Origin of the sequence: Campylobacter gracilis (assembly GCF_018374135.1) — a bacterium.
GTDB lineage: Bacteria > Campylobacterota > Campylobacteria > Campylobacterales > Campylobacteraceae > Campylobacter_B > Campylobacter_B gracilis_A.
The window spans coordinates 51,476-74,889 of record NZ_JAHAFS010000013.1 but is presented as its reverse complement, the minus strand read 5'-3'; the positions used below and the strand labels follow the sequence as shown (position 1 = coordinate 74,889).

General features: G+C 46.0%; 19 protein-coding genes and 1 pseudogene. 9 read left to right on the top strand and 11 right to left on the bottom strand.

Translation table 11 applies throughout. The features are described 5' to 3' along the window. Positions 1-848: 848 nt before the first annotated feature. From KH703_RS07335 to KH703_RS07315, 5 genes and pseudogenes are all read left to right on the top strand, one after another. Complete coding sequence (locus KH703_RS07335; protein ID WP_304295254.1) at positions 849-1,658, top strand: M48 family metallopeptidase; 810 nt, start codon at positions 849-851, stop codon at positions 1,656-1,658. Positions 1,659-1,979: 321 nt separating this feature from the next. After that, positions 1,980-3,293, top strand: coding sequence for a hemolysin family protein (locus tag KH703_RS07330; RefSeq protein ID WP_304295253.1), 1,314 nt, complete (start codon positions 1,980-1,982; stop codon positions 3,291-3,293). Positions 3,294-3,936: 643 nt separating this feature from the next. After that, complete coding sequence (locus KH703_RS07325; protein ID WP_304295252.1) at positions 3,937-5,250, top strand: sodium-dependent transporter; 1,314 nt, start codon at positions 3,937-3,939, stop codon at positions 5,248-5,250. A 124-nt stretch (positions 5,251-5,374) separates the two neighbouring features. Then, the gene (locus tag KH703_RS07320; protein ID WP_304295251.1) at positions 5,375-5,638 is read left to right on the top strand and encodes a type II toxin-antitoxin system RelB/DinJ family antitoxin; all 264 of its coding nucleotides are present in this window, start codon (positions 5,375-5,377) and stop codon (positions 5,636-5,638) included. After that, positions 5,635-5,896, top strand: a pseudogene (locus KH703_RS07315) (Txe/YoeB family addiction module toxin). Before KH703_RS07320 ends, KH703_RS07315 begins: the two are co-directional and overlap by 4 nt. Before the next feature lie 819 nt (positions 5,897-6,715). On the opposite strand, the gene KH703_RS07310 reads toward KH703_RS07315, so the two are convergent. The 6 genes from KH703_RS07310 to KH703_RS07285 all read right to left on the bottom strand — a co-directional run bounded on the left by KH703_RS07310 (position 6,716) and on the right by KH703_RS07285 (position 14,081). Further along, positions 6,716-9,232, bottom strand: a complete 2,517-nt coding sequence (locus tag KH703_RS07310) for a molybdopterin guanine dinucleotide-containing S/N-oxide reductase (RefSeq protein ID WP_304295250.1) — start codon at positions 9,230-9,232, stop codon at positions 6,716-6,718. Beyond that, the gene (locus KH703_RS07305) at positions 9,229-9,837 is read right to left on the bottom strand and encodes a cytochrome C (RefSeq protein WP_304295249.1); all 609 of its coding nucleotides are present in this window, start codon (positions 9,835-9,837) and stop codon (positions 9,229-9,231) included. The genes KH703_RS07310 and KH703_RS07305 overlap by 4 nt, the downstream gene beginning before the upstream one ends. 20 nt (positions 9,838-9,857) lie before the next feature. After that, positions 9,858-10,457 carry a disulfide bond formation protein B gene (locus KH703_RS07300; RefSeq protein ID WP_304295248.1) on the bottom strand — a complete coding sequence of 200 codons (600 nt, stop codon included), beginning with the start codon at positions 10,455-10,457 and terminating at the stop codon, positions 9,858-9,860. Between the two features lie 927 nt (positions 10,458-11,384). Further along, positions 11,385-11,897: a heme utilization cystosolic carrier protein HutX gene (gene hutX, locus KH703_RS07295; RefSeq protein ID WP_304295247.1), complete on the bottom strand. Its 513-nt coding sequence runs from the start codon at positions 11,895-11,897 to the stop codon at positions 11,385-11,387. Positions 11,898-12,114: 217 nt separating this feature from the next. Further along, a complete protein-coding gene (locus KH703_RS07290) occupies positions 12,115-12,558 on the bottom strand; it encodes a DUF805 domain-containing protein (RefSeq protein ID WP_304295246.1) in 444 nt (147 codons plus the stop codon). A gap of 59 nt (positions 12,559-12,617) precedes the next feature. Beyond that, entirely contained in the window at positions 12,618-14,081 is a 1,464-nt protein-coding gene (locus KH703_RS07285; RefSeq protein ID WP_304295245.1) for an NINE protein, read from the bottom strand. 89 nt (positions 14,082-14,170) lie between these two features. On the opposite strand from KH703_RS07285, the gene tpx reads away from it, so the two are divergent. Continuing rightward, positions 14,171-14,695 carry a thiol peroxidase gene (tpx, locus tag KH703_RS07280; RefSeq protein WP_304295244.1) on the top strand — a complete coding sequence of 175 codons (525 nt, stop codon included), beginning with the start codon at positions 14,171-14,173 and terminating at the stop codon, positions 14,693-14,695. 496 nt (positions 14,696-15,191) lie between these two features. Here the strand turns inward: tpx and KH703_RS07275 are convergent, their stop codons facing one another. Together KH703_RS07275 and KH703_RS07270 are read right to left on the bottom strand one after the other, a co-directional pair. Next, entirely contained in the window at positions 15,192-17,639 is a 2,448-nt protein-coding gene (locus KH703_RS07275; RefSeq protein ID WP_304295243.1) for a molybdopterin-dependent oxidoreductase, read from the bottom strand. Between the two features lie 13 nt (positions 17,640-17,652). Continuing rightward, positions 17,653-18,219: a hypothetical protein gene (locus tag KH703_RS07270; protein WP_304295242.1), complete on the bottom strand. Its 567-nt coding sequence runs from the start codon at positions 18,217-18,219 to the stop codon at positions 17,653-17,655. A gap of 127 nt (positions 18,220-18,346) precedes the next feature. On the opposite strand from KH703_RS07270, the gene KH703_RS07265 reads away from it, so the two are divergent. After that, the gene (locus tag KH703_RS07265) at positions 18,347-18,928 is read left to right on the top strand and encodes a Crp/Fnr family transcriptional regulator (protein WP_304295241.1); all 582 of its coding nucleotides are present in this window, start codon (positions 18,347-18,349) and stop codon (positions 18,926-18,928) included. A gap of 381 nt (positions 18,929-19,309) precedes the next feature. On the opposite strand, the gene KH703_RS07260 is transcribed toward KH703_RS07265, so the two are convergent. Continuing rightward, positions 19,310-20,338, bottom strand: coding sequence for a hypothetical protein (locus tag KH703_RS07260; RefSeq protein ID WP_304295240.1), 1,029 nt, complete (start codon positions 20,336-20,338; stop codon positions 19,310-19,312). A 97-nt stretch (positions 20,339-20,435) separates the two neighbouring features. Between KH703_RS07260 and KH703_RS07255 the strand changes: the two genes are divergently transcribed. Beyond that, positions 20,436-21,239, top strand: coding sequence for a transporter substrate-binding domain-containing protein (locus tag KH703_RS07255; RefSeq protein ID WP_304295239.1), 804 nt, complete (start codon positions 20,436-20,438; stop codon positions 21,237-21,239). 229 nt (positions 21,240-21,468) lie between these two features. Beyond that, positions 21,469-22,281 (top strand): transporter substrate-binding domain-containing protein, encoded by an 813-nt coding sequence (locus KH703_RS07250; protein ID WP_297987633.1) that lies wholly within the window; start codon positions 21,469-21,471, stop codon positions 22,279-22,281. Positions 22,282-22,489: 208 nt separating this feature from the next. Here KH703_RS07250 and KH703_RS07245 read toward each other — a convergent pair whose 3' ends face one another. Beyond that, complete coding sequence (locus tag KH703_RS07245) at positions 22,490-22,744, bottom strand: hypothetical protein (RefSeq protein WP_304295238.1); 255 nt, start codon at positions 22,742-22,744, stop codon at positions 22,490-22,492. Continuing rightward, positions 22,737-23,324, bottom strand: coding sequence for an HAD-IB family hydrolase (locus KH703_RS07240; RefSeq protein WP_291938868.1), 588 nt, complete (start codon positions 23,322-23,324; stop codon positions 22,737-22,739). The genes KH703_RS07245 and KH703_RS07240 overlap by 8 nt, the downstream gene beginning before the upstream one ends. Between the last annotated feature and the right edge of the window lie 90 nt (positions 23,325-23,414).

Below are 23,414 nucleotides of genomic sequence, written 5' to 3'. Positions count from 1 at the left end.
AGACCCCGGTCCAACCGAATCTTGCCGCAGTGATAAAATTCTAAGTGTAAAATTTTAAGCTGCCAGAGCATATATAAAATTCGAAAAAACGGCGCGGATTTTTAAGCTTGAAATTTCATCGCGTAGATTTGCGTAGCAGAATTTTAAAATTCTAAACGCGTAAAATTTTAAAATTCCATCCAAAATGATACGGTGCGACTTGTAGTTTGAAATTTTATCCCGACGCGCGCAAATGAAATTTCGCGAGATAAATTCTACGAGAAGACGTCTGTGGCGTTTGACATTTCTGTGATCATTTCAATTCCCACAACAAAATTTCATTGTAGCGCAAGATGCAATGTGAAGGGCTACTGCTAAGCTAACAATTAGAATTTTGCATTGCAAAGATTAACGCGACTCATCTCAAATCATAGCGACATCCGAGTCCATTTTATCGCGCGATTTGATTGTGCGAATTTCAAATTGCTCCTATCCGCCCAAACTGAGCGCTTAGTGCAAATAAAATTCCGCCGGATTTATCGCAATAACCTACGCAGCATAAATTTAAAACCGCGCCCCTGCTCTATTTAGGCGCAGAGGCGCCGTGTTTATACAGCGCCGCGCTTAGATAAAATCACTACTTTCACACAGCAATGCCTCGTTTACGCCGCGATAAAATTCTGCAAAATCACCGCTAAATTTTATCGCTAAATTACAAAGCCCAATCCTATTTTAAAGGCGACGGGCGTCCTTAAATTTTACGGCAAATTCCAAATAGATCGCGCCTACAAAATCCAGCAATCCAAAATAAAATTCTAAAAATTTAATCAAATTTCGCTAAAATCGCCGCAAAATTTTAAGGAGAAAAGATGAAAAAAATAGCTCTTTTAATATCCTTTGCTACGATGATGATTTTTACCGGCTGTGCGAGCACCACGCAAGGCGGCGCCGTCGGCATCGACCGCTCGCAATTCATCACCGTAAGCGAGGCTGAAATGGATCAAAGTGCCGCGCTTGCCTACAGGCAGATTACCGCCCAGGCAAACGCCAAACACGTCCTAAATACCGATAAAAAGCTAACTGATCGCGTTAGAGGCATCTCGAGGCGCCTAATCGCTCAAGTCGGCGCATTTCGCAAAGACGCACTGAAATGGAACTGGCAGGTAAACGTCATCAACGACCCTACGATCAATGCTTGGTGTATGCCTGGCGGCCGCATCGTCGTATATACGGGCATCATCGAAAAGCTTAAGCTTACCGATGCCGAGCTGGCTGCTATTTTGGGGCACGAGATGTCGCACGCACTGCGCGAACACAGCCGCGAGCGAGCTTCGACCGAACAGATGAAAGATGTCGGTATCGCCGTAGCAAGCTCCGCAGCGGGGCTTGGAGATCTGGGCTCAGCAGCTTTGAACATGGCGGCGCAGTACACATTCACGCTGCCGTTTTCGCGCACGCATGAGACAGAGGCCGATCTGATGGGCGTCGAGCTGATGGCGCGCGCAGGATACGATCCAAGGGCGGCGATAAATGTCTGGGAGAAGATGAATAAGCTAAACGAGAGCCATCCACTTAAATTTATGTCCACGCACCCTTCAAACGACGATCGCATCGCCGATCTAAAAGAGGTGATGCCGAAAGTCTTGCCGCTTTACGAGGCTGCCACAAGAAATAGATAGTCTTGCGATTTAAAATTTCGCAAGAGTTTGCGCGCTGAGGTTTTTAAGTAGCAGGTTTTATCGTCGCATTTAAATTTCTTAATGGGCTTGCGTGCGGCGCTAGGATTATCCGCCACTGCGCCAAAGCTCTATCGCGATAAAATCTCGCTGAGACAAAGGTCTGCCGCAGCGCGAAATTTTAAATTACCGCGGAATTCTACGAGGCGGGCGCGAGGCATTTTCCATATCTTTTGGATTTTAAAGCGTTTTTAGATATAATCATAAATATTTATTTTTAAATTTCAAAGGATAAGAAATTTGGACACGGACAGTTCGATTTTAATGTTAGTTTTAGCTTTTGTATTCATCTTTATGAATGCTTTTTTTGTTCTTTCGGAATTCTCAATCGTCAAAGTCAGAAAGTCTCGCCTCGAAGAGCTTATCAAGGATAAAATTCCAAACGCAAAGCTCGCTTTTAAAATTTCAAACTCCCTTGACACCTACCTCAGCGCCACTCAGCTAGGCATTACGATAAGCTCGCTCGCCCTCGGCTGGATCGGTGAGCCAGCAGTATCGAGACTGATCGAGCTGCCGCTAAGATCCATCGGCATAGGCAGCGGGGCAGCGGCACATACGATCGCCTTCGTCATATCTTTTACGCTCGTTACGCTATTTCACGTCGTGCTCGGCGAGCTGGTGCCAAAATCCATCGCTATTGCTAAAACCGAGAAGATCGTGCTTTTTATCTCCAGACCGCTTCATATTTTTTGGATTATGTTTTTTCCGATCATCAAGGCGTTTGACTTCATCGCCGCCGTCTCGCTTAAAATCATAGGTGTAAAGCCCGCCAAAGAGAGCGAGCTTGCGCTTTCGGACGAGGAGATCAAAATCATCGCAAGCGAGAGCCTAAAAGGCGGCATGCTCGATAGCCTAGAGACCGAGATCATCAAAAACGCCGTCGATTTCAGCGACACGGTCGCTAAAGAGATAATGACGCCGAGGCGCGATCTCATATGCCTAAATAAGCAAAAAAGCTACGACGAAAACTATGCAACCGTACTGCAGTCGAAATTTACGCGCTTTCCGTATATCGACGGCAGCAAAGATAACGTCCTAGGCCTCATCCACATCCGCGACATCATCCAACAAAAGGGAGATAAAAGCTTCGATAAGATCGTGCGCAAACTCATCATCGTGCCTGAAAACAGCCCAATCTCTAAAATTTTACCGATGATGAATAAGCAGCGCATTTTTGCCGCGCTCGTCATCGACGAATACGGCGGCACTGCGGGATTTTTGACGATGGAAGACATCATAGAAGAAATTTTTGGCGACATCAACGACGAGCACGACGCGAATGCGCAAAATTTCAAACGTATCGACGAGAATACCTTTGAGTTTAGAGGGCGTTTCGAGATCGAAGGCGTCGAGGAGGTGATGGGCATCGACTTTGATGAGGAGACCGAACAGCTAACGATCGGCGGCTACGTCTTTAATCTATTCGGCAGCCTACCTGAAATCGGCGATAAAATAAGCGATGAAAACTGCGACTATGAAGTGCTGCGAATGGATGGCACAAGAGTTTCGCTCGTAAAAGCGATCAAAAAAGCAGTCGCGCAGCCGCAAGAAAATGAAGAAGCGGAGAAAAATAACTAAGCCAAAGTGTGAGTTAATAAAATTCGCTCTGTGATGCTGCGTGCCGGAAATTTCAAGCGCGCTGCCGCTTGCGACGCTCTCAATCCCCATATATGGCAAAAATTTATTCGCCGCTCCCGCATAGATACCGTAATAGCGAGCGCAGGAATTCCCACCGCCCTTCAGAGCGTCATAAAAGTGCTATTTATAAGCGCGCTGCAAACGAAAGGCGAAATTCTACCGCGAAAATTCTGCCAGAGCGGCGCCAGATAAAATTTCTTGATAAGCCTGTTTTCAAATTTTGCGAGATCGTAGATTTTAAAAATTTCAAAATTTCGCGGAATTTTAAAATTTCAATTGATCTAAATTTCTCGGCTAACTTAAATATCAAGCCCTGCTACAAGCCTGGGCTAAGCGGATTTTAAAGCCAAAGTCTAAGCGTAAAATTCTAAAATTATTAAAGATAAAATTTTGCCGCGTAGTATCGCAGAATTAACTCTATCGATTTTAATCGTAAAATTCCGCCAATCTTGCTTTAAAACTTCGCAATTTTAAATTCTAAAAATTCCTAAGTAATCAAATCGGCATGCCTTAAAATTCCGCATAAATAAATCTTAAATTCCTTTTTGCTACCATAACGAAAATTTTTCGCACGGATGGCTTTATGACAAAACACAAATTCTCATCGCGTTGGGCTTTTATCATCGCTTGCGTGGGCTCTGCTGTAGGTATGGCAAATGTCTGGGGCTTCCCTTATAAACTCGGCACGAACGGCGGTGGCGCATTTTTGCTAATTTACGTTTTTTTCGTAGCGCTGTTTTCATACGTGGGTCTAAGCGCCGAATACGCGATCGGTCGCCGCGCCAAAACAGGCACGCTGGGCTCATACGAATACGCGTGGAAAAGCCGCGGACTGGGCGCTATCGGTAAGGTTATCGGCTGGTTGCCACTTGCCGGTTCGATGTGTATCGCAGTGGGCTATGCCGTCATCATCGCCTACGTTCTAAAAGCGCTAATCCAAGCCATAGACGGCTCGCTAATGAGCGAAAATACCGATACGTGGTTCAACTCTTTTGCCCTGACGCCCTACTCCGTGGTGCCTTATCACTGCATAATCGTCGCAGGCACGTTGCTGACGCTGTTTTTCGGCGCCAAAAGCATCGAAAAAACGAATAAAATTATGATGCCGCTATTTTTCCTGCTATTTGCAATTTTGGCGGTTAGGGTTGCGACACTGCAAGGCGCTGCGGGCGGATATGCCTTTCTTTTTGGCGCCGATTTTACTAAGCTAGCAGATCCGATGGTTTGGATTTCTGCGATGGGACAGGCATTTTTCTCGCTATCGATTACGGGCTCAGGTATGATCGTCTATGGCGCGTATCTATCCAAGGATGAAGACGTCGTATCTGCGGCGAAAAATACTGCGCTATTTGACACGCTAGCCGCTATGGTAGCTGCGCTAGTGATGATCCCTGCAGTATTTGCTTATGGAATGGATCCTGCGGCGGGGCCTAAGCTACTTTTCGTAACTCTGCCTAAAATTTTGCAAGATATGGCAGGTGGTAGAATTTTTGCGGTAATTTTATTTACCGCCGTGATTTTTGGTGGAATTTCATCGCTTCAAAATATGTTCGAAGTAGTCGCCGAATCGCTAATGCATAAGTTTCCAAGGCTAAGCCGCGCCTTCACGCTTGCGTTATTGTGCGCGATCTGCCTGGGTGCGGGCCTTGGTATGGAAGCGATAAGCTCATGGGGGCCGTGGATGGATTTCGTATCAATTTATATCATTCCGATCGGAGCGGTAATCGGCGCGATATCGTGGTTTTGGATAATTAAGCGGAATGAAATTTTAGATGAGATCAATCTAGGCGCAGAGAGGGCTCGCGGCAAGCTCTGGTATGACATCGGACGCTTTGTCTATGTCCCGCTGGCGCTACTTTTATGCATAATCGCGCTTAGTATGCATATTTCGTTTTGAATTAAAATCTTGCTAGATTTAGAATTAATAGTGTTCTCTCATAATGGAATTTTAGCAAAGCACATTTATAAATCATTGCATTATCCATATAAATAATGTATAATGCAATCAAAAAGGAGACAATATGACGCGATCTATAAACGTAAATTTTAGAATGGATGCCGAACTTAAAAAAGGGTTGGAGGAAGTATGCTCTGAAATGGGGCTAAATTTAACTACTGCTTTTACAATATTTGCTAAAAAAGTATTGCAAGAACGCAAAATTCCTTTCGAGCTGACGGCAGATCCCTTTTACGGCCACGAAAATTTATCTCATCTTAAGCGCTCTTTTGACGAATTAAAGGAAAATAGCGGGATTGAGCACGATTTGTTAGAAGCGGATCAATGAAAAAAATCTGGTCGCAAGAAGCTTGGAAGGATTATCTGTATTGGCAGGAAAATGATAAAAATATCCTAAAGCGCATAAATAAGTTTCCTAGATATAGAGCGTAACGGCTACGATTGTATAGGCAAACCCGAAGCGCTAAAGGGCAATTTATCGGGGCTTTATAGTGTTAGAATAGATGGAAAAAATCGGCTCGTATTTAGAATATCTAATGGCGCCATAGAAATAGCTCAGTGTAAAACTCACTATGGAGATAAGTAAAATACACACAAAAGCATCAATATCAAAGCGGTAGTATTTGTCCCAAAATAAAAACTTTCACACCAAAAAAAGGCGTAGAATTTTAAAATTTTATCTTATTTTATGGCTTAAAATTTTGAAATTCAGTGCAGATTTAAAGCAGTAAATTTCAAAATTTTACCTTGGCTGCTAAAAAGAAATTTCGTCGTTAAATTTAACAATAGAAATTACTTTTTAATAAATGCCGTATCTGCAAAAAAGTATTATGAGCTGCTGCAATATTTCAAGGCGCTAAACGTAAAAATAGAAGATCGGACCGACTTTATACCGCAGGCTCAAAATAGCGGCTATTTCACCGATAAAAACGAAATTTGGAGCCACGATTTTAGTGATACACAAATTCCGAAGAAAAATTTTAAATGGAAGCTTAGGCGGTTTTTTAGTTTGGATTGAAATTATAGCCCAAACGGCAAGTTCTTAAATTTAGCGAGAATTTAACAAGCAAATAGAGAGTAGGGCGGCGAGGCAAATATTGCTTGCTGTTATCTCCAGCCTGCCACAGCTCAAAGTTATGATAAATCAAATCAACTCAGTCAACACTGCAAGCGCAAGGCTATAAAATTTAAATCAGCTCCGCGACCTATCGTTGCAGTCGCGAGGCTGTAGCAAGCAAATTGGTCCCGATACACAGCCGCGACTATATAAAGCCGCGGCAAGTCGAAATCGATATGCCTCGCCGTAGCAAAACCACGGCGAGTTTGGCTAAAGCCTGTAGAGGATCGGCGTATCTAGTCCAAGCCAGCAATGAGCCAGTCTTAAAACCCAGACCGCCCCTAATCCCTACTTCGCCCCTTTAGGCGGCATAAACGCGGTTAGTTTGATATCCTCGCCCGCCTTGTGTTTATAAAGCTCAATATCTACCAGCGCCGTGTGGGAGATATTGCCGTTGGCAAGCTCGCTCGTAGGAAGATCGATCGTAAGTACGTTCGGATTTCCGTTTTTGCAAAGCCCCTCGGCGTTAGGATCGTACCACGCGCCTTCGAATATCTGCACCACGCCGCGCATTATGTCGTCGCTTACGTTGGCTCCCGCCAAAATTTCGCCGCGAGCGTTATACACGCGCACCAGATCGCCCTGCTTGATACCGAGCTCCTTAGCGTCCTCGGTATTTATTAGCACCGGCTCGCGATCCGCAATGGCATATCTTTTGCGATTTGAGGTATTGCTCTGCTGCGAATGTAAGCGGTCATACGGATGCAGGCTAAGCAGATGAAATTTCGCAGGTTTATCCTTCATCCCGAGCCACTCGACGGGCTCGAACCACATCGGATGCGCGCCGCAGTCTTTGTAGTTCATAGCGGCGATCGTATCGGAGTAAATTTCAATCAGCCCGCTAGGCGTTCCCAAAGCCTCCAAAACGGGATCATTTCTAAAATCTTCAAACGTCACGTACGCAGCACTCTCTGGCGTTTCGTAAAATTCCGTCGGCTCGTTTTTCTCCCACCACTGCTCAAAGCTCGGCATCTGTATGCCCAAAGCGGTGTTTGCATTCACGGCGCTAGCTGCCCCTTCGTAAAATTCTTTGATCCAATCCATCTCCGTTTTGCCGCCGTCCGTATAAGCCTCGGCAAGCCCGTCTGCGTAGGCTTTACAAAGGTCGGTAAAAATTTGATAATCGTCCTTCGCGCCGTATTGCTTGGCGACGACCTGCTTCATAGGAATTATATGCATATTGGAGTAGTCCCCGCTCATCGTGATGTCGTTACGCTCATACTCCGTCGTGGTCGGAAACACGATGTCCGCCATCTTCGCAGTCGGCGTCCAGTAAATTTCATTCACTACGATGGTGCGCGGTTTGCGCCAAGCCTTAATATTGGTGTTGGTGTCTTGATGATGCACGATCGGATTTCCGCCGACCCAGTAGATGAAGTCAATCTTCGGATAGGTAATCTTTGCGCCGTTCGCGTCGATCGTCTTGCCCGGATTTAGTAGCACGTCCGCGATACGAGCTAGAGGGAAGGCGACCTTCGCCGTATTTACCAGCCACGCTTGAGTAGCTTCGTCGCCTTGCCTCTGATCCTGCGCAAGCCCTAAAAATTTGCCGTCCTTAACGATGCCGACGCTTGCCGCGTTCATTCCGCCGATCACGCCGCCCGCGCAGGTAGGCGCGCCGCCGTTAGCGTAATGGTAGCTAAAGCCGAAGCCTCCTCCTGCAAGTCCGATCTGTCCTAGCATCGCGCACAAAGTTACGATCATCCAGTGCGCCTGCTCGCCGTGATGAGCGCGCTGGATACCCCAGCCCGCCATTATCATCGTGCGATTTTCGTAAAATTTTACCGCAAGCTCTTTTATCACGTCCGCGCTAATGCCGCAAATTTCGCTTGCCCACTCGGGCGTCTTAGCCACGCCGTCGCTCTGTCCCGTGAGGTACGGCACGAATTTTTCAAAGCCCACGGTGTAGTTTTGCAAAAATTCCTTATCGTACTTGCCCTGCGAGTAGAGGTGCTGCGCCATACCTAGCATCATCGCTACGTCGGTGTTCGGGCGAGGGGTGATCCATCGCGCCTTACCCTCGAAATACTTGCCGCTTACGGTTTTGATCGGATCGATGATGATGATCTCTTTGTCGCTGTTTTTTAGCTGCTCGAAATACTTAAATCCCTGCTCGTCCGAGCTCGTCCACGCCACGCGAAGCGTAGAGATCGGATTTAGCCCCCAAAAGACCACGACTTTGGAATTTTCAAGTACCACGGGCCACGAAGTTTGCTGCTCATAGACCTGATTTGAGCCCGTTACGTGCGGCATTATGACCTGCGCCGCACCCGTGGAGTAATCGCCCGTGACGCCCGTAAAGCCGCCGGTTAAGTTCATAAATCTATGAAGCAGCGTCCTTGAGACATGCACGTTGCCCGTGCTCTGCCAGCCGTAGCTGCCCGCGAATACCGAGTCTGCGCCCTTTTGCTCGCGCGTCTTTTTAAGCTCGCGCGCGACGAGCTTGATCGCGTCTTCATATTTTACCTCGACCCATTCGTCAAGTCCGCGAAGCTCGGGTTTTGGATTATCGGGATCGGCGAGGTAGGATTTTCGCACCATCGGCGCCTTAACGCGCGTATTATAAACGAGATCCGCCATCGTATTTTGAAGAGTATTGGGAATTTTAGAGGTGATCTTCCACGGAGCGGATTTTACGATCTTGCCGTTTTTGACGCTCGCTTTTAAAATTCCCCACCGCGCCGCGGTTAAAATTTCGCCGTTTTTCTTAAGCGCGGTGAGTTTATCCGCCGCTAGCATCGAGCTTGGGATGAGCGGAAGCGCCGAGACCGCCGCGCCGAGCTTTAAAAAATTTCGTCTTTTCATTTCATATCCTTTAAATTTACGTCCTTGGAGTGCTTTTGCAGATACTGTACCACCGTCCAGCTCTCGTCTTTGCTAATAGGCGTGCGCGAAAGCATCGATTTGATGTAGCCCGGCCATCTGTTTGCTTCGTAGCTAGCCGGCTGGTGCAGAGCGTGACAGACGCTACACGAGGCTTCAAATTTCTCCTTAGCGCCCGCGAAAATTTTATCCACGTCGCCGCTTAGCGCGCCCTCGTCGGTGTAGGCGGTTATTTTAACCTTATTAAAGCCGTCCTCTTCGCCCAAGCTCTCGCTTTGAAATTTAGCCTGCTTCGAAAACGCCACCGCGATTATGCGCGCTTTAGGCGTGAAATAAATAACATTGGGCGCCTTTGGATTTTGATAGCCTGTGAGCGAAAATTTCACTACTCCGTCCTTCACCTCCAAGACCTCTATGGCATTTGTGGGCAGCAGCCTGCCGTCCTTATGCGACAAATCGCCGCTTACGCTTACCTGCTTTAGCACCGTGCCGTAAAGCGTCTCGCCCGCCTTAACCTCGGCGCCAGCGTAGCTTGCGATCGCAGCCGCGAGAGCCGCCGCAGCCGCAATAGAATTTAAAAACTTCATGCTTATCCTTTCTTAAAATTTTAAAAACTTCTCGTAAATCTGCCGTATAAAAAGCCCGCAAACATCACGGCTAAAATCGCCGCGAATGCCGCAAACGCTATCTGCGCGCACTGTGCCGCGTCTGCAAATTTAATGCTCGGCACCAGATAAAATCCCTCGCCGTAAAATCCGCTAAAAAAACTCTGTACTTCGCTAAGCGCGGTGCCTGCGGAAAAGGACGGGGTGCCCGTGCAGCTTGCGGGGCGAAATAGCTCCGGCAGCAGGCTATCAAGCGGCGCCGCAAAAGGAAATGCGGGCGCTGCGAGACAATTTGCGGTATCCGCGGCGGGATGCGACGCGGAGCTTTGTAAATAACCGTATATCGCGCCCGCAAATCCGAGCGCGTAGGCAACGAGCCTTGTTATGAAGCCAAACGGCAGCAGCAAGCCGATAAGCGCGCCCGCGCCCGCTACGGCAAAGCCCAGACGCACGAGGGCGCTCGTCTGCGTAGGCGACATAAAAAGGCAGCGCTGAAAGAAAAAATGCGATACAGCAAGATACCCTGTGCTTATCACAAAGAGCCAAAACCATGGCGTAGCGGTATTTTGCCACGCATAAATCTTCAAAATCAATCTATTCAAGATCTCCTCCGTCTTATAAAATTCTTAAGAATACTTTTTAATCTTAAGATTTAAATTTATGAGAGAATTATAGCAGTAAAAGATAAAAATTCAGGTCTGCATTGTCCTAAATATCGGAGTTTTGTAGGCTTTAAGCTTAACGTATAAAATTTCAATTTTAAAATTTGTCGCTCTTTGCGTGGCGGCGGAAAGTTTTTGAGATATGAAATTAAAATGATAGATTTTATAAAATTTTATCTTTATTCGAGTCTGCTTTGAGGAAAAATAAAATTTTGATCCGAAGTAGGGCGGTTTTATCTAGGTCGCACGCCGCTTTTTAAAAAACGAACGGGGCGCGAAGCGGGACGTCACAAGCGGAGCAAGACGAGATGCGGCAGAAGATAGGCGCGGTAGAACGGAACCCGGCGTGATAAGATAGAATAAAGCTAGCGGCGCGGCGCAGCAAATTTAAAATTTAAAATTTGAGGCCGTTAAAAACGCCGCTGCACAAATCCTCCGACTAAATTTTATCCGTTTAATTCGCCCTGCCGCAAGCCCGTTTAAATTCAAACTCTTTGCGCCCAAGATACTGCGCGCGCTTGGGATGAAATGAAGAAAAGGACGATCCTGCGTCAAATTCGAAAAACAATTCCCGCGCGCTAAAGTCGGTTTGGTAAATTAAACCGACAAGATCGATTTTAAATGAAGGCGGCGAGAAAAGGAGGCGATTCTACGCCGCAGATCAAAACCATAAATGCGCACAGGCGGGAGATAAATAAGGCGGCGGCGCGGATCGATTTTGCGCGCAAACCCGCAAGAGTGCGCGCAGTGTTATTTCGCAGTAGAATTTTACGGATTTGATCTCGCGCGCAAAAGGCGAGATCAAGCCTAAATACCCGACAAGAGCAAATTTTACGCAAACCGCGCAAGACGAGTTTTGTGTGAGCGCTAAATCGCGGCTTTTAGCGCTTCAAATTTCGCATCTTGCTCGGCTAGAAGCTGTCCTTTCTCATCGCGCGAGACGTAAATTTTAAAGATATTCTCGCCCGCTTTGTCGTAAAAGCCCACGAATTTCGAGAGCATCCCCATGAAAGTCTGCGTCACGAGGATGATCTTATCGATCTCATCCGTCTTTAGATGACCCCCCAAAATGCCCAGCCCATACGCCTCATCGCCGTTTGCGCCCATGCCGAAATTATAATATCCGCGCGCGCTCTTGCCGCTTGGGATCTTGGTTTTAAACTCGATGATGAAGCTCGGCGTATTTTTTACGAAAAGCACCTCGCCCCAGCCCTCAAGCTCCTTGATGACTTCGCAGAATTTATCGCCGTTCGCGCTCTTTCCGAAGCGCTCGGGCAGGTTTAGCAGCACGTCGATCTCCTTCGCGCCTAGCTCCTTGCAGATCTGCGCGATCGAAATTTTAGGATTTTGCGCGAACAGCGCCTCGATTCTCTCTTTCATTTTCATCCTTTCTAAAATAAAATTTTGAAAGCCATTATAATATAAAAATTCTAAGTTACAGATAACGGCAATCAATTAAAGAGGATTTGAAAAGCTTATTTGAAGAAAAATTTACCGCTACAAAGTGCTTATGCGTAGAATTTTGCGTGGTGATACAAAGAATTTTATCTGCACGGAATTTTAGAATTCTAAAATTCCGCAAAGCTTTAGAGCTTTGTCATAGCGGATCGTATCCGAAGCGATTGGACCCGCTATCGCCGCGCTGCACGAAAAATACAAGCAGCACTATCCAACCCACAAATGATACCAAAAGCCCGATATCGCCGAAAAAAGCACCCACGATCGGCGTTAAAATAAGCAGAAAAAACCAGCCGCTTCTATCCGTGTCATGTAGTCGCCTGACTGATACGGCGATGGCTGGCACTAGCATAGCCAGCTGAAAAAGCGCATCTATAATGCCGATTTCTTGATGGACGATTTTGCCGGCTATTATTTGATTGTACCCTATCGTAGTGCCTAAGACGCCATCTATCAAGCTCAAAACAATCCCGCCAAGCACGGTAAATAGAAAAAACCACCAGTACTCCGACCTCGATGCTCGCCCGCTAAATGCGGCGTATTTTTGCTTTATGCAAGTTTGCACAGACTCCATAAAAGTCATTTTAAACTCCTTTTTTAAATAATGTAGGATTATACTAATCGCCCCTTAAATTTAAGTACCTAAAACTCCCGTCTGTTCATCTGCCTTACGTGATACGCCAGATGCGCTAGATCGTAGCCACCTTTTGAAGCAGCAACCTCCCTAGTGCCATAAACCGCTGAAACATTTAGAACTGCTGCGACAACCTGACCTATGGTGGATACTAGAACTAAAAGCTGCGAGCCAAGTATCGCAAGAACTAGAGTTATCATCTCCGTAGCTGCGATAACATAAAACGCTCTCAAATAGTCTTTCTCGCCACTACAATCATAAAGCTCCTTGCTAATTAATAACCGATAAATCAAATATACCAACATGCACACGCAAGAAATACACAGTGCAAAGACAGAAGGCTTAAAAAGCCCAAAGCCTATAAATACGATGATTAACGCACTTATAGTCGAAAAAACTCCAGCAATCGCAGCATTTGATAGCAAATCCGTGCTGCGTATTGCGCGCGCTAAAAAATATAGCCCTACAGCTAAACATATTACCAAAATAATCCCGATACCTTGTAGTGCACCAGCCTTGTCCGCATTTTTAATATATCCACTCACTGCACTTAGTACCTCAAGTCCAAATGCTACATAAAGAGCGGTTTCGGCATTAGATAGACTCTCGCCACATTCCATAACATCGTCCGCATAAAGATAGGTAATATCTCCCACACCCACGGATACATTTAGCTTTCGCACCATATCAGGCAACCTAAAAAAGTCGCTAATAAGCCAGATTAAAAACAAAACATTAGGCACCGAGAAAATAACCATAAAATGAAAAAAGCCCTGCTCTATATCCTTTAGGTCTGATGCTTGCACGCCCAAATCCGGACGAGACGAGTTTATAAGTGCTAACAGCTCGTTACCTTCTATACTCGTCCACATGACGGTAACCACTACTAAAAAAAGCCAGATGAGAAATGGTAAGCCGCCTAAAAGCTGAAAAATCGCGGAAATTATACGCCCAAGATAAAATCTATGCGCGCCGAAAGGCCCGAGGAACATATAAAATACGTAGGCTTTATTTAGATCGTAAGCCTTAGCTGAGCTTTGCGTAGAGCTAATTCTATCGGAATTTGAGGAAGCTGAATTTTGCCAAGTGGAATTCTGCGAGTTCGCAGCATTTTCAGTAGAATTCGAGCTTTTAGCCTTAGAATCTTGTTCGCCAGAGCCTGTCGCAATGGAATCTCGCAAAATAGAATTTTCTTCATCCGAGTCTTGAGCTTCAAAAGCTAAATTTTGCTCCGCAGAATTTTGTGGTGTGAAATTCTGTTTTGTAAAAGTAGAATTTTGCTCTATAGAATTCTGAGTCGCAGAATTTTGCTCGCTAGTATCATCCGCCGCAAGTTCTTCTTGCGCTAAATCCAAATTCTCAGGTTGCTCCTGTGGCTTCTCATCCAGGGGCTTTTTCTCTTCGTCACTTTTACGTCTTATACTGGCTAGCGATGCAGGATTGCTGCTGCCGCCCCAAATATCTTCGCCCATCTGCTCTCCTTGATTTTTAAAGCAATTTTACCTGAAATTTAAGGAATTTTTGTATATTCGCCGCTACAAATTCAAAACAAAGGACAAAAATGCCAAAAGTAACATTCCAAGGAAAGCCTGTAGAGCTAAGCGGGCAAGAGATAAATCTAGGCGATCGCGCGCCACAAGTGCGCTTAGTAGCTCAAGATTTAAGCGAAATCGAGATCGCTAGCGGCAAGCACGTGCAAATCATCGCCGCCGTGCCGTCGCTAGATACGCCCGTCTGCGCGACGGAGGCACGCAAGTTCAACGAGCGCGCCGCATCGCTTCCTAACACCGAAGTAATCGTCGTTTCAATGGATTTACCGTTTGCGATGGGGAGGTTTTGCACGACTGAAGGGATAAAAAATCTACGCGTTGCAAGCGATTTCCGCGATAAGGAATTTTGCCGCCGCTACGGCACCCTCATCGCCAGCGGCGCATTAGCAGGTCTCAGCGCCAGAGCAATCTTCGTCATAGATACCGCAGGCGTTGTGGTTTATAAAGAGCTCGTAAGCGACATAGCCTCTGAGCCCGACTACGACGCAGCGCTAGATTTTGCGGAGCTCGTCGCTCGTAACAGCTGCTCTAACTGAGCAAGATAATAGATCCAAGGTGTGGATAATTTTCGTCTAGCTTTAGTTCACTACTTTAAGCAAATTCGCCCTACTGCAAGTAAAAAACGAAGTAGGGCGCTTAAAATTCTACTTCAATTTTACATTTTGATTTTACGCTTTAATTTGCACTTCGGCGTACGCAAAGCTTGTTAGCGCACCGCGATAGCAAGCGAACGAGCATGAAATTTATTAGGATCGCCTGCTGCTAAGTTTTAAATTTAGCCATAGCGGGAGTTAAAATTTTAAATTTGCCTGCTTAGCCACTCCGCACGATAAATTCGTCATACGAAAGAGGTAAATTTGCGCTCAAATTTGACAGATTACAAAATTTTAACGCAAAAAGATGGGCGGAAGTATTTTAAGATGAATTTGAATGTTGCGACGAAAATTTCGCCCCAAGACTAGGCAATTAGTCTGTCGCGGGGCGAAATTTTCTAGCTCATTCAAAGACGCTTAAAAGACGACGCGCTAAATTTTATAGCGACTGCAAAATTTTAGGTTTACCAAACGCCGTAATCGGCTTAATCTCCCCCTTAAATTTCTCGATTTGAGCAAGCACGGTGTGAGCTGAGTTGCTTTGCGCGAGACTTGACGTGCCCTTGTCAAACGTAAGCACGTTTACGCAGCCGTGTTGGCAGAGACTTTTTTCGCCCCAAACCTCGGGATCGTACCACGCGCCTTCGCAGATCGCTGCGACGCGCTCGGGCACGATGTCGGTGACGAGCACGCCCGCTAAAATTTCGCCGCGGTCGTTGAAAACGCGTACGATGTCGCCGTTCGCAAGCCCGCGCGCCTCGGCGTCTTTTGGATTGATGAGCACGGGCTCTCTGCCGCTAACCTCGGCAAAATTTCTAATGATCGAGTTATTTAGCTGGCTGTGCAAGCGGTAGCGAGAGTGCGGGCTTACGATGTGAATCGGGTACTTCACCGTCTTTTTCGCATCCCCTAGCCACTCTTTCGGTTCAATCCAAGTAGGCATCGGCGGGCAGTCGGCATAGCCCATCTTAGCGATTACGGGCGAGTAAAGCTCAATCTTTCCTGACGGCGTGCCTAGGCGGTTTTTGGCGGGATTTTCGCGGAATGCCGCAAGGCGCGTATATAGCGCGCTACTCTCGTCGTCCTTTTCAAAGCGCACGAAGCCTTTATCGTAAAATTCCTCAAAGCTAGGCATCGTTATATTTAGACCTTTAGCTTGCTCTACGGCATCGGCGTAGAATTCCTTCATCCATCCTAGCTCATCCTTGCCCTCGCTAAAGACCTCGCCGTATCCCCAGCGCTTGCAGATCTGCTCGCAGATCCAAAAGTCGCTCTTGCTCTCGCCCATCGGCTCGATTGCGGGCCTGTAAGCGACTATATATTCGCCCGTAGCGCCGGTTTGGTTGATGTCGTTGCGCTCGACCTCGACGGCGACGGGAAGCACGATATCGCTAAGCTTCGCCGTGCTCGTCCAGTAAGGCTCGGCGGTGATAACGGTATCAAATTTACGCCACTGCTTGACGATATTATTCACGTCTTGATGGCGCGTAAACATCGATCCGCACGCCATATAAGCGACCCTCATATGCGGTAGCTTGATTTTAGTGCCGTCGTAGTCGATCTGCTTGCCCGGATGCTCCAGCGCCTCGATGCTGCGAGAGGATGGGATGGTAATGTTTTTCGCACTTTTCCAAGGCGCAGAGCCCGTGTTTTCGTATTTTTCATCTATACGAGTGCTAAGTCCCTTTAAAATCGGAGCCACTTTATTCGTAGCGCCCGCAGAGCCGTAGCCTAGGCTAAATTCAAAGCCGAGACCCTCCTTGCCGATATGCCCTAGCATCGCATTAAGCGCCACGAGCGCCCAGAAAGGCTGCTCGCCGTGATCGGCGCGTTGCAAACCGCGACCGATTAAAATCGTGCTCGGCTCCTTTGCAAGCGCCGTAGCAAATTTCGCAATAGCCTCCTCGCTAAGCCCGCAAATTTTGCTCGCCCAAGCTGCGTCCTTTACGATTTTATCGCTCTCGCCTAGAAAATACGCTTTAAATTTATTAAATCCGACGGTATATTTTTTGATAAATTCCTCGTCGTAGAGGTTGTTCGTAAACAGATAATGGCACATACCGATGATGAGTGCGGTGTCGGTGTTAGGGCGCACAATGATATCTTCGCTGCCAAAGTAGCGCGCGGTGTCGTTTCTCATCACGTTTACGCTGTAGATTTTGATGCCTGATTTCTTAAGCTCTTGCATGCCGATATAGCCGTCGTGCGTAGGCGGAATGGATGAAATTTGATTGGTTACCACAGGATCGGTGCCCCAAAATACGACGTTTTTGGCGTTTTTGACGATCGCTTTCCACGTAGTAGGCGCGTCATAAACGGCGCTTGAGCCAAGCACGTGAGGCATAATGACGAGCCCCGCGCCGGTGGAGTAATCGCCGCTTTCCTCTACGTAGCCGCCTAAAATTTTAAGCATTCGGTGCGCTACAGTGCGTCCCCAGCCGATCTTGCCGCTACCGCCCCACCAGTAGCACTCGCCGTAGATCGCCTCGGCGCCGTATTTGTCGAAATTCTCTTTCAAAGCCTTCGCCGCTAGATCAAGCGCGACGTCCCAGCTAACGCGCACGAACTCCTCTTTGCCGCGTAGTTCGCTCTTTGCCGCGCCTTTTGCCTTTAGATAGCTTTTGCGCACCATCGGATAGAGCACGCGGTTTTCGTTTTGGATATTATCGGGCAAGCTGTAATTCATAGTGTTTGGAAATTTATCGCCCTCGAATTCGCTTACCGAAACGATCTGCGACGAGTTTAAATTTAGCCAAAAAGTACCGAATCTGTTCGCGCCGAATACCTTTTTGTTATCAAAAATCGTCTGTGTTACCCCCTCAATCCTGCTAGCGCTTGCTGCGCTTGCGCCTAAAATCCCTGCCTTTAAAAAGTCTCGCCTTTTCATCTGATCTCCTTTATCATTCAGGTTTTTTCGCGTTGTGTTGTAGGTATTTTATGATCAAATTTAGCTCGTCGCCCTCGAGCGCTACGTAGTTTGCATTGATCATCTCTTGTAAATTTGCAGGCCACTGATTTGCCGTGAAACTCTTTGGCTCATGCAGGCGGTGGCAGGCCGAGCAGATCTGCTCGTAGTTTGTCTTTGCCTCCGCATAAAGAGCCTTAGCGTCCTTAGCTACGGCATCCGAACTGATCTCGTAAATCCCCTCCGCCTCATACCAGATCTCGCCGTAATCGTCCTCGAGCTTTTTGCCCTTTTTAAAATTTGCTTCGGCTTCATTCGTAAAAATCGCGTAAATTTCGGCCTCTTTCATATTTTTTTGGATCTGAAGCTGATAGTTTTCGCTCACGACGCCTTTAATTTTAATCTTGGTAATGCCGCCTTCGCTGGATATCACCTCGATCGGTGTTAAAATTTCAGCCTCGCCGATTGCTTTGCCGTCTTGCGAGATCGTAGCGGTTTTAGAGATTACCTCGCCGCCGAAAAGCGAACACGCACAGATAAATGAGATAAAAATTTTCCTCATAAAGTATCCTTTCTAGGTTGTCTTTAACGCGAATTATAAATCAAAGATAAATTTAAATTTGTCGCGATTGCGACGAATTTATCCTTTTTATGTAAAATTTACGTGAAATTTTATGCAAAGAGCTGCTATGATAGATAGATTAAATAACGATTACAGCGAGAAATTCGACTTTTTAAGTAAAGAGCGGATTGCTAAATTTAGGCGCGAAAGCTACGCTCGCGGCGATGTGATCTACGCTCAGAAGTTTAAATTTATCATTCTGCTGCACGGCAGGGCGAAGCTAAACTGCTACGAAAACGGCAAGGAATTTATCTTTAGCTTCGTAAGAAGCGGCGCCTACGTCTGCTTGGATAAAAACACGAGCCTTGAAATTTTAAGCGACTGCGAGACGCTGCAGATCAATATCTCGGAGCTTTTCGGGTTGCTTGGAGACGAGTTTACAAGCTCGATCATAAACGCGCTTATTAAAAATATCTACTCGCAGCGGATTTTAATTAAAGAGATCGTCTTTGCGAAAATCCAGACGCGGATTTTAAATTTCTTAAATCGCATCGCAAACGCAGATAAGATCGTGGAGCTCCCCTTTAATATAATGACGCTGGCAAGCCTGCTCGGAGCACCCAGACAAAACGTCTCCCAGGCGATTACGAAGCTCGTAAATGACAAAAAAATAGTGAAATTAAAGGGCAATAGAATTAAAATTTTGTAGTTTGAATTCGCGTGGCAGATGTAAATTTAATGCAAGACTATTTGAAAAGCTCGCGTCTTACAAGCTATTTGATTGTGTCTGAACACAATATATAGTGCGCTTTTGCGGCACACTAAAGCTGAAAGCAACCTTGAAATTTTAGTAGCGAGCGGCTAAATTTTAAAATTTACCTCCGCCGCCGCGCTATTTGGCAAATACATTAAAATTTATCTCGAATGAACTTAATAGCGAGCTGTTTGATAAGCGGAGGAGGGTAGGTTAGGCGGAACAAATTTTGCTTTTTCGCTCGCGTTAAATGACAAAGTAGGGCGGCTGCGACTGGCGCAATTATAATAGCGATTTTATCCGCTTGCCATGCCGTAGCTGTTCAAATTTTAAAATTTACTTCTCTTTGCGGCTTAAAATTTTAGAAATTTTTGCAGCGTCGTAAGTTTTTACCTGCGCTTTTAGAAATTCGCAAAGCTCCTTCTGTTCGCACAAGCCGCGAGAGAGCAAAAACTCCGCCGTCATCTCGTCATCCAGCACCACAGCTACTTTGATAAGCGTTTCGATCTCCTTTTTATCGATGCTCGCAAAGCCTTGGAATTTTAAAATTTCCTCCAAATAGCGTAATCTCTCGTCGCGGAATTCTTTAAATTTGGCTCCCGCGGCAAACTCCCTCGCAGCAAGCGGCAGCACCTCCTTATATCCGAAAATAGAAACGTTGTTGTCGCTTAGAAATATTAATTCGCTGCCCGCAACCGAGCCGACCACGTCTTTCGTATCTCGCGCGCCGTTTGCGATCAAAAACTTAAATGCCTCGAAATTATCGTTTGCCGCGGCATCTCGCAGCAGCCCGCTAGCCTTGACATCCGCGCCGTTTCGCACCAAAAGCTCTAAAAGCCGCATCGCATCGGCTTTATCAAAATAGTAAAGCTTTGCTATCTCGCTGCTAAATTTCGAGCCGAAAAAAATCGCGAGCTTTAGCGGCGAGAAATAACCGCCATCTCCGCCGTAATTGAGATTTGGTTTAAATTTAAGGATTTTTTCTATCCGCTCAAAGTCGAATTTTGAATTTCGCAACACCTTCGGATTAAAAATGAAAGCGGTGAAAATTCTATCTTTAAACTCCCCGAAATCCTCGTCGATCCTGCCCCTGTTTTGCGCCGCGAAGGCTAAAAGCGCATCCAAGCCTGCATCTATCTGCGCATCGCTAGCATTTTCATCGTAAAAAATTTCAAAATTTGGCTGTGATAAATTTGACTCTGCTTGCTGTGAAGCAGAAACTCTCGCGTCATCCTTAGCGGCGCCGAAAGCGCAGCCCGCAAACAAAAGCCACAAAAAGATAAAATTTTTCATATCGCCCTCGCTTAAATTTTGCGCGATTATATCAAATCTAAGGCTAAATTTAACGCTGCTTTGAAATTTCATAAAAAGCAAACAGAAAATAAATTTAGCCTAAAAAAGCGCCTTTTGATTTTAATTTCGCTAGAATTAGCCGTAAATAACCTAAACAAAGGAGCAGCAAATGAAACTACTTTTTACTTTGATCTTGCTTTGTGCGGGGCTTTTTGCAAACACGCTGCAAGAGATCAGAAATAGCGGCATCATCAGAGTAGGCGTCAGAGACGGCAGACCGCCTTTTAGCGAGATTAGCGGCGGTAAATTTGAAGGCTTTGAGATCGAGCTTGCCAATGCAATCGCAAAGGCGATTTTCGGTGCTAAACAAGGCGAAGTGCAGTTTGTCTCTCTAAGCGCCGCCGATCGCGTCTCATATCTAGTCAATAATAAAGTCGATATGGTCGCAGCTACCTTCGTTATCGATTCGGCGCGTAAAAATCACGTAGACTTCTCGATGCCGTATTTTTCGACCAATCTCGGCGTACTAACTCGCAAAGCAGACGCCATCAAAGATATATCACGCTTGCGTGATATGAGGCTCATAACCGAAGAGGGCACGACCGTAGATAATTACCTCAAAAAAGAGAAATTTAGCAACGTAAGCTACTGCAAAAGTACAAGCGAATGCTACGCGATGATCCGAGACGGCAAAGCTGACGGATACGTCAATCTAAATATCACGGTGCTAGCCTACGCCGTCGTGGACGATACGCTCGAAGTGCCGTTTCAAAACTTCGGCAAGCCCGATTTCATCGGTATTGGCGTGCAAAAAGGAAATAAGGAGTTACTTGATTTCATCAACGCAGAGCTTGTCAAACTAAGCAAAAAGGGCTTTTTCAAAAAGGCTTATCAGGATACCTTTGAGCCTTTTTACCGCGGCACAGCGGATAAAAAATACTTCCTGCTAGATGGAATTTATGACTTGCTATAAAAGCGTAGAGCTAGGAATTAAAATATAAAATTTATCGCAGGCATCTTGCATAACGAATAAATCTTGGGATTTAAAATTTAGCGAATTTGCGAAATTTTAAATCCCCACTTCGCCCCTAAATTTCAAACTTGCATACGCGCGGTGATTGAATTTTAAAGCGCTTGAATTTATTTTCTCTAAAATATATAGTGCTATAATTATTTCAAAACTAAAAAGTAGGGGGCTTTTTATGAGATTACTTTTTATTTTAGCCTTATTTTGCGCTAGCATTTTTGCAAATACACTAGATGAAATCAGGCAGGCAGGGGTTATCAGAGTAGGCGTGCGCGAAGGTCGTCCGCCGTTAAGCGAGTCTAATAACGGCAAGTTTGAGGGCTTTGAAATCGAGCTTGCTAGCTCAATCGCCAAAGACATTTTCGGCGATAAAAAGGGCGAAGTGCAGTTCGTAGCCGTAACCGCAGGCGAGAGAATCCCATTTTTGAAAAATAATAAGGTCGATATGGTTATCGGCACCTTTATGATTACGCAAGAGCGTAAGAAGCAGGTGGATTTCTCGCTGCCGTATCTATCGGTAAATTTTGGCATCGTAACGCGTAAAGAGGATCAAGTGAAGGACTTTGCGCAGGTTCGCGATATGAGAATTTCGATTGAAAAGAACCCAAACGGCTCGATGACCGAGCGCTATTTGCGCAAAGAAAAATTTAGCAATTTAGTTTACTGCAAAAATACCTCCGAGTGCTATGCGATGATGAAGGACGGCAGAGCCGACGGCTACGCCAATGACAACATCATCGTCCTAGCCTATGCCGTCGTGGACGATACGCTCGAAGTGCCGTTTAAAAACCTAGGCGCGGCGGAATTCTTAGGCGTAGGCGTGCAAAAAGGCAATCAAAGCCTGCTTGATTTCATCAATGCCGATCTGATCAAGCTAAGCAAAGAGGGCTTTTTCAAAAAGGCTTATGAGGACACTTTCGAGCCGTTTTACCGCGGCACTGCGGATAAAAAATACTTCCTTTTAGACGGAATTTACAACATGCTTTAGACCTTAAAATTCTAAGGCGCGGAATTTTGAAATTTCAAAATTCCGCTTCGCACGCGGCGAGTAGATATTCTGAAACCTGCAAATTTTGAAATTTTGGTAACCAATAAATTCCGTAAATTCTAAAATTCCAAATTTTATCTCGCGCTCGATTTCAAAATATCTATTCCATTCGGAGCAAAATTCCACGCTACGATAAAATTTTAAAATTTTATGCACGACGGAATTTCAGAATTTTATCTGCACCAAAAATTTTAAAATCCCATTCTGCAACAAAATTTCGTAGTTCAGGGCTTTTGCGCTGCGATAAAATATGAAAATTTATCGTACGGTGTAGAATCCCACAGATAAGTGCGATAAATTTAAAAGGATAAAATTTTGCGTAAGGTGAAATCTGACTCACGGCAAAAGCGCAGTCGCCGCAGATGCTATCATTTAAGCTTTGTGGCCGCAGAAATTTACTCAAACGCCTTGTAGTGCGCCTCATCGGCGAACTCGAGCATCTCGCGATCGCCCCTGCTGTCGCCGTAAGCGATAACGCGATCGAAAGCCTGCACGTCGTATGCTGCGCGCACGCGAGCGACCTTTTGCGCGCCGTAGCAGTTCTGCCCCTCGATCTCGCCCGTGATGATGCCGCCTTTGCGCCGTATTTTAGTGCCTAAAAGCTCCAAGCCCTGCGCGTCGCACCACGGACGCAGCCAATCTTCGAGCGAGGCGGTGACGATGACGATCTTATCGCCTGCGGCTTTGTAGCTTGCGATCTTGTCCATAGCGCTTTGTTTTAGGATATCTTCGATGTGGGTGGTGGAGTATTTTTTGCAAATTTTATCGAATTTATCGGCGCTCATGCCCGCAAAAAAGTAGCCCAAGAGCTTTCTGCGCGTAAAATTATTGCTCGCAAGACCCAGCTTGTACGCCGCTAAAATGGGAGATAGCACCAAAATCCCGCGAAAAAATTTCTTAAATCCGACTACGTAGGCGACGAACTCAAGTAGCGAATCATCGCGCGTGATCGTGCCGTCAAAGTCGAATAAAACAAGATTCATTGCCTCTCCTAGCAAAATTTTAGCAGCGCAAATTTTAAAATTTGACTATAAAAAAGGCGTGAAATTTAAAAGCTAAATTTCACGCCAAAT

Coding starts and splice junctions, on each gene's coding strand:
- KH703_RS07255 (WP_304295239.1), top strand. CDS start 20,436: ATGAAACTACTTTTTACTTTGATCTTGCTTTGTGCGGGGCTTTTTGCA.
- tpx (WP_304295244.1), top strand. CDS start 14,171: ATGCCAAAAGTAACATTCCAAGGAAAGCCTGTAGAGCTAAGCGGGCAA.
- hutX (WP_304295247.1), bottom strand. CDS start 11,897: ATGAAAGAGAGAATCGAGGCGCTGTTCGCGCAAAATCCTAAAATTTCG.
- KH703_RS07325 (WP_304295252.1), top strand. CDS start 3,937: ATGACAAAACACAAATTCTCATCGCGTTGGGCTTTTATCATCGCTTGC.
- KH703_RS07320 (WP_304295251.1), top strand. CDS start 5,375: ATGACGCGATCTATAAACGTAAATTTTAGAATGGATGCCGAACTTAAA.
- KH703_RS07310 (WP_304295250.1), bottom strand. CDS start 9,232: ATGAAAAGACGAAATTTTTTAAAGCTCGGCGCGGCGGTCTCGGCGCTT.
- KH703_RS07265 (WP_304295241.1), top strand. CDS start 18,347: ATGATAGATAGATTAAATAACGATTACAGCGAGAAATTCGACTTTTTA.
- KH703_RS07330 (WP_304295253.1), top strand. CDS start 1,980: ATGTTAGTTTTAGCTTTTGTATTCATCTTTATGAATGCTTTTTTTGTT.
- KH703_RS07240 (WP_291938868.1), bottom strand. CDS start 23,324: ATGAATCTTGTTTTATTCGACTTTGACGGCACGATCACGCGCGATGAT.
- KH703_RS07250 (WP_297987633.1), top strand. CDS start 21,469: ATGAGATTACTTTTTATTTTAGCCTTATTTTGCGCTAGCATTTTTGCA.
- KH703_RS07270 (WP_304295242.1), bottom strand. CDS start 18,219: ATGAGGAAAATTTTTATCTCATTTATCTGTGCGTGTTCGCTTTTCGGC.
- KH703_RS07275 (WP_304295243.1), bottom strand. CDS start 17,639: ATGAAAAGGCGAGACTTTTTAAAGGCAGGGATTTTAGGCGCAAGCGCA.
- KH703_RS07290 (WP_304295246.1), bottom strand. CDS start 12,558: ATGACTTTTATGGAGTCTGTGCAAACTTGCATAAAGCAAAAATACGCC.
- KH703_RS07305 (WP_304295249.1), bottom strand. CDS start 9,837: ATGAAGTTTTTAAATTCTATTGCGGCTGCGGCGGCTCTCGCGGCTGCG.
- KH703_RS07335 (WP_304295254.1), top strand. CDS start 849: ATGAAAAAAATAGCTCTTTTAATATCCTTTGCTACGATGATGATTTTT.
- KH703_RS07285 (WP_304295245.1), bottom strand. CDS start 14,081: ATGGGCGAAGATATTTGGGGCGGCAGCAGCAATCCTGCATCGCTAGCC.
- KH703_RS07260 (WP_304295240.1), bottom strand. CDS start 20,338: ATGAAATTTCAAAGCAGCGTTAAATTTAGCCTTAGATTTGATATAATC.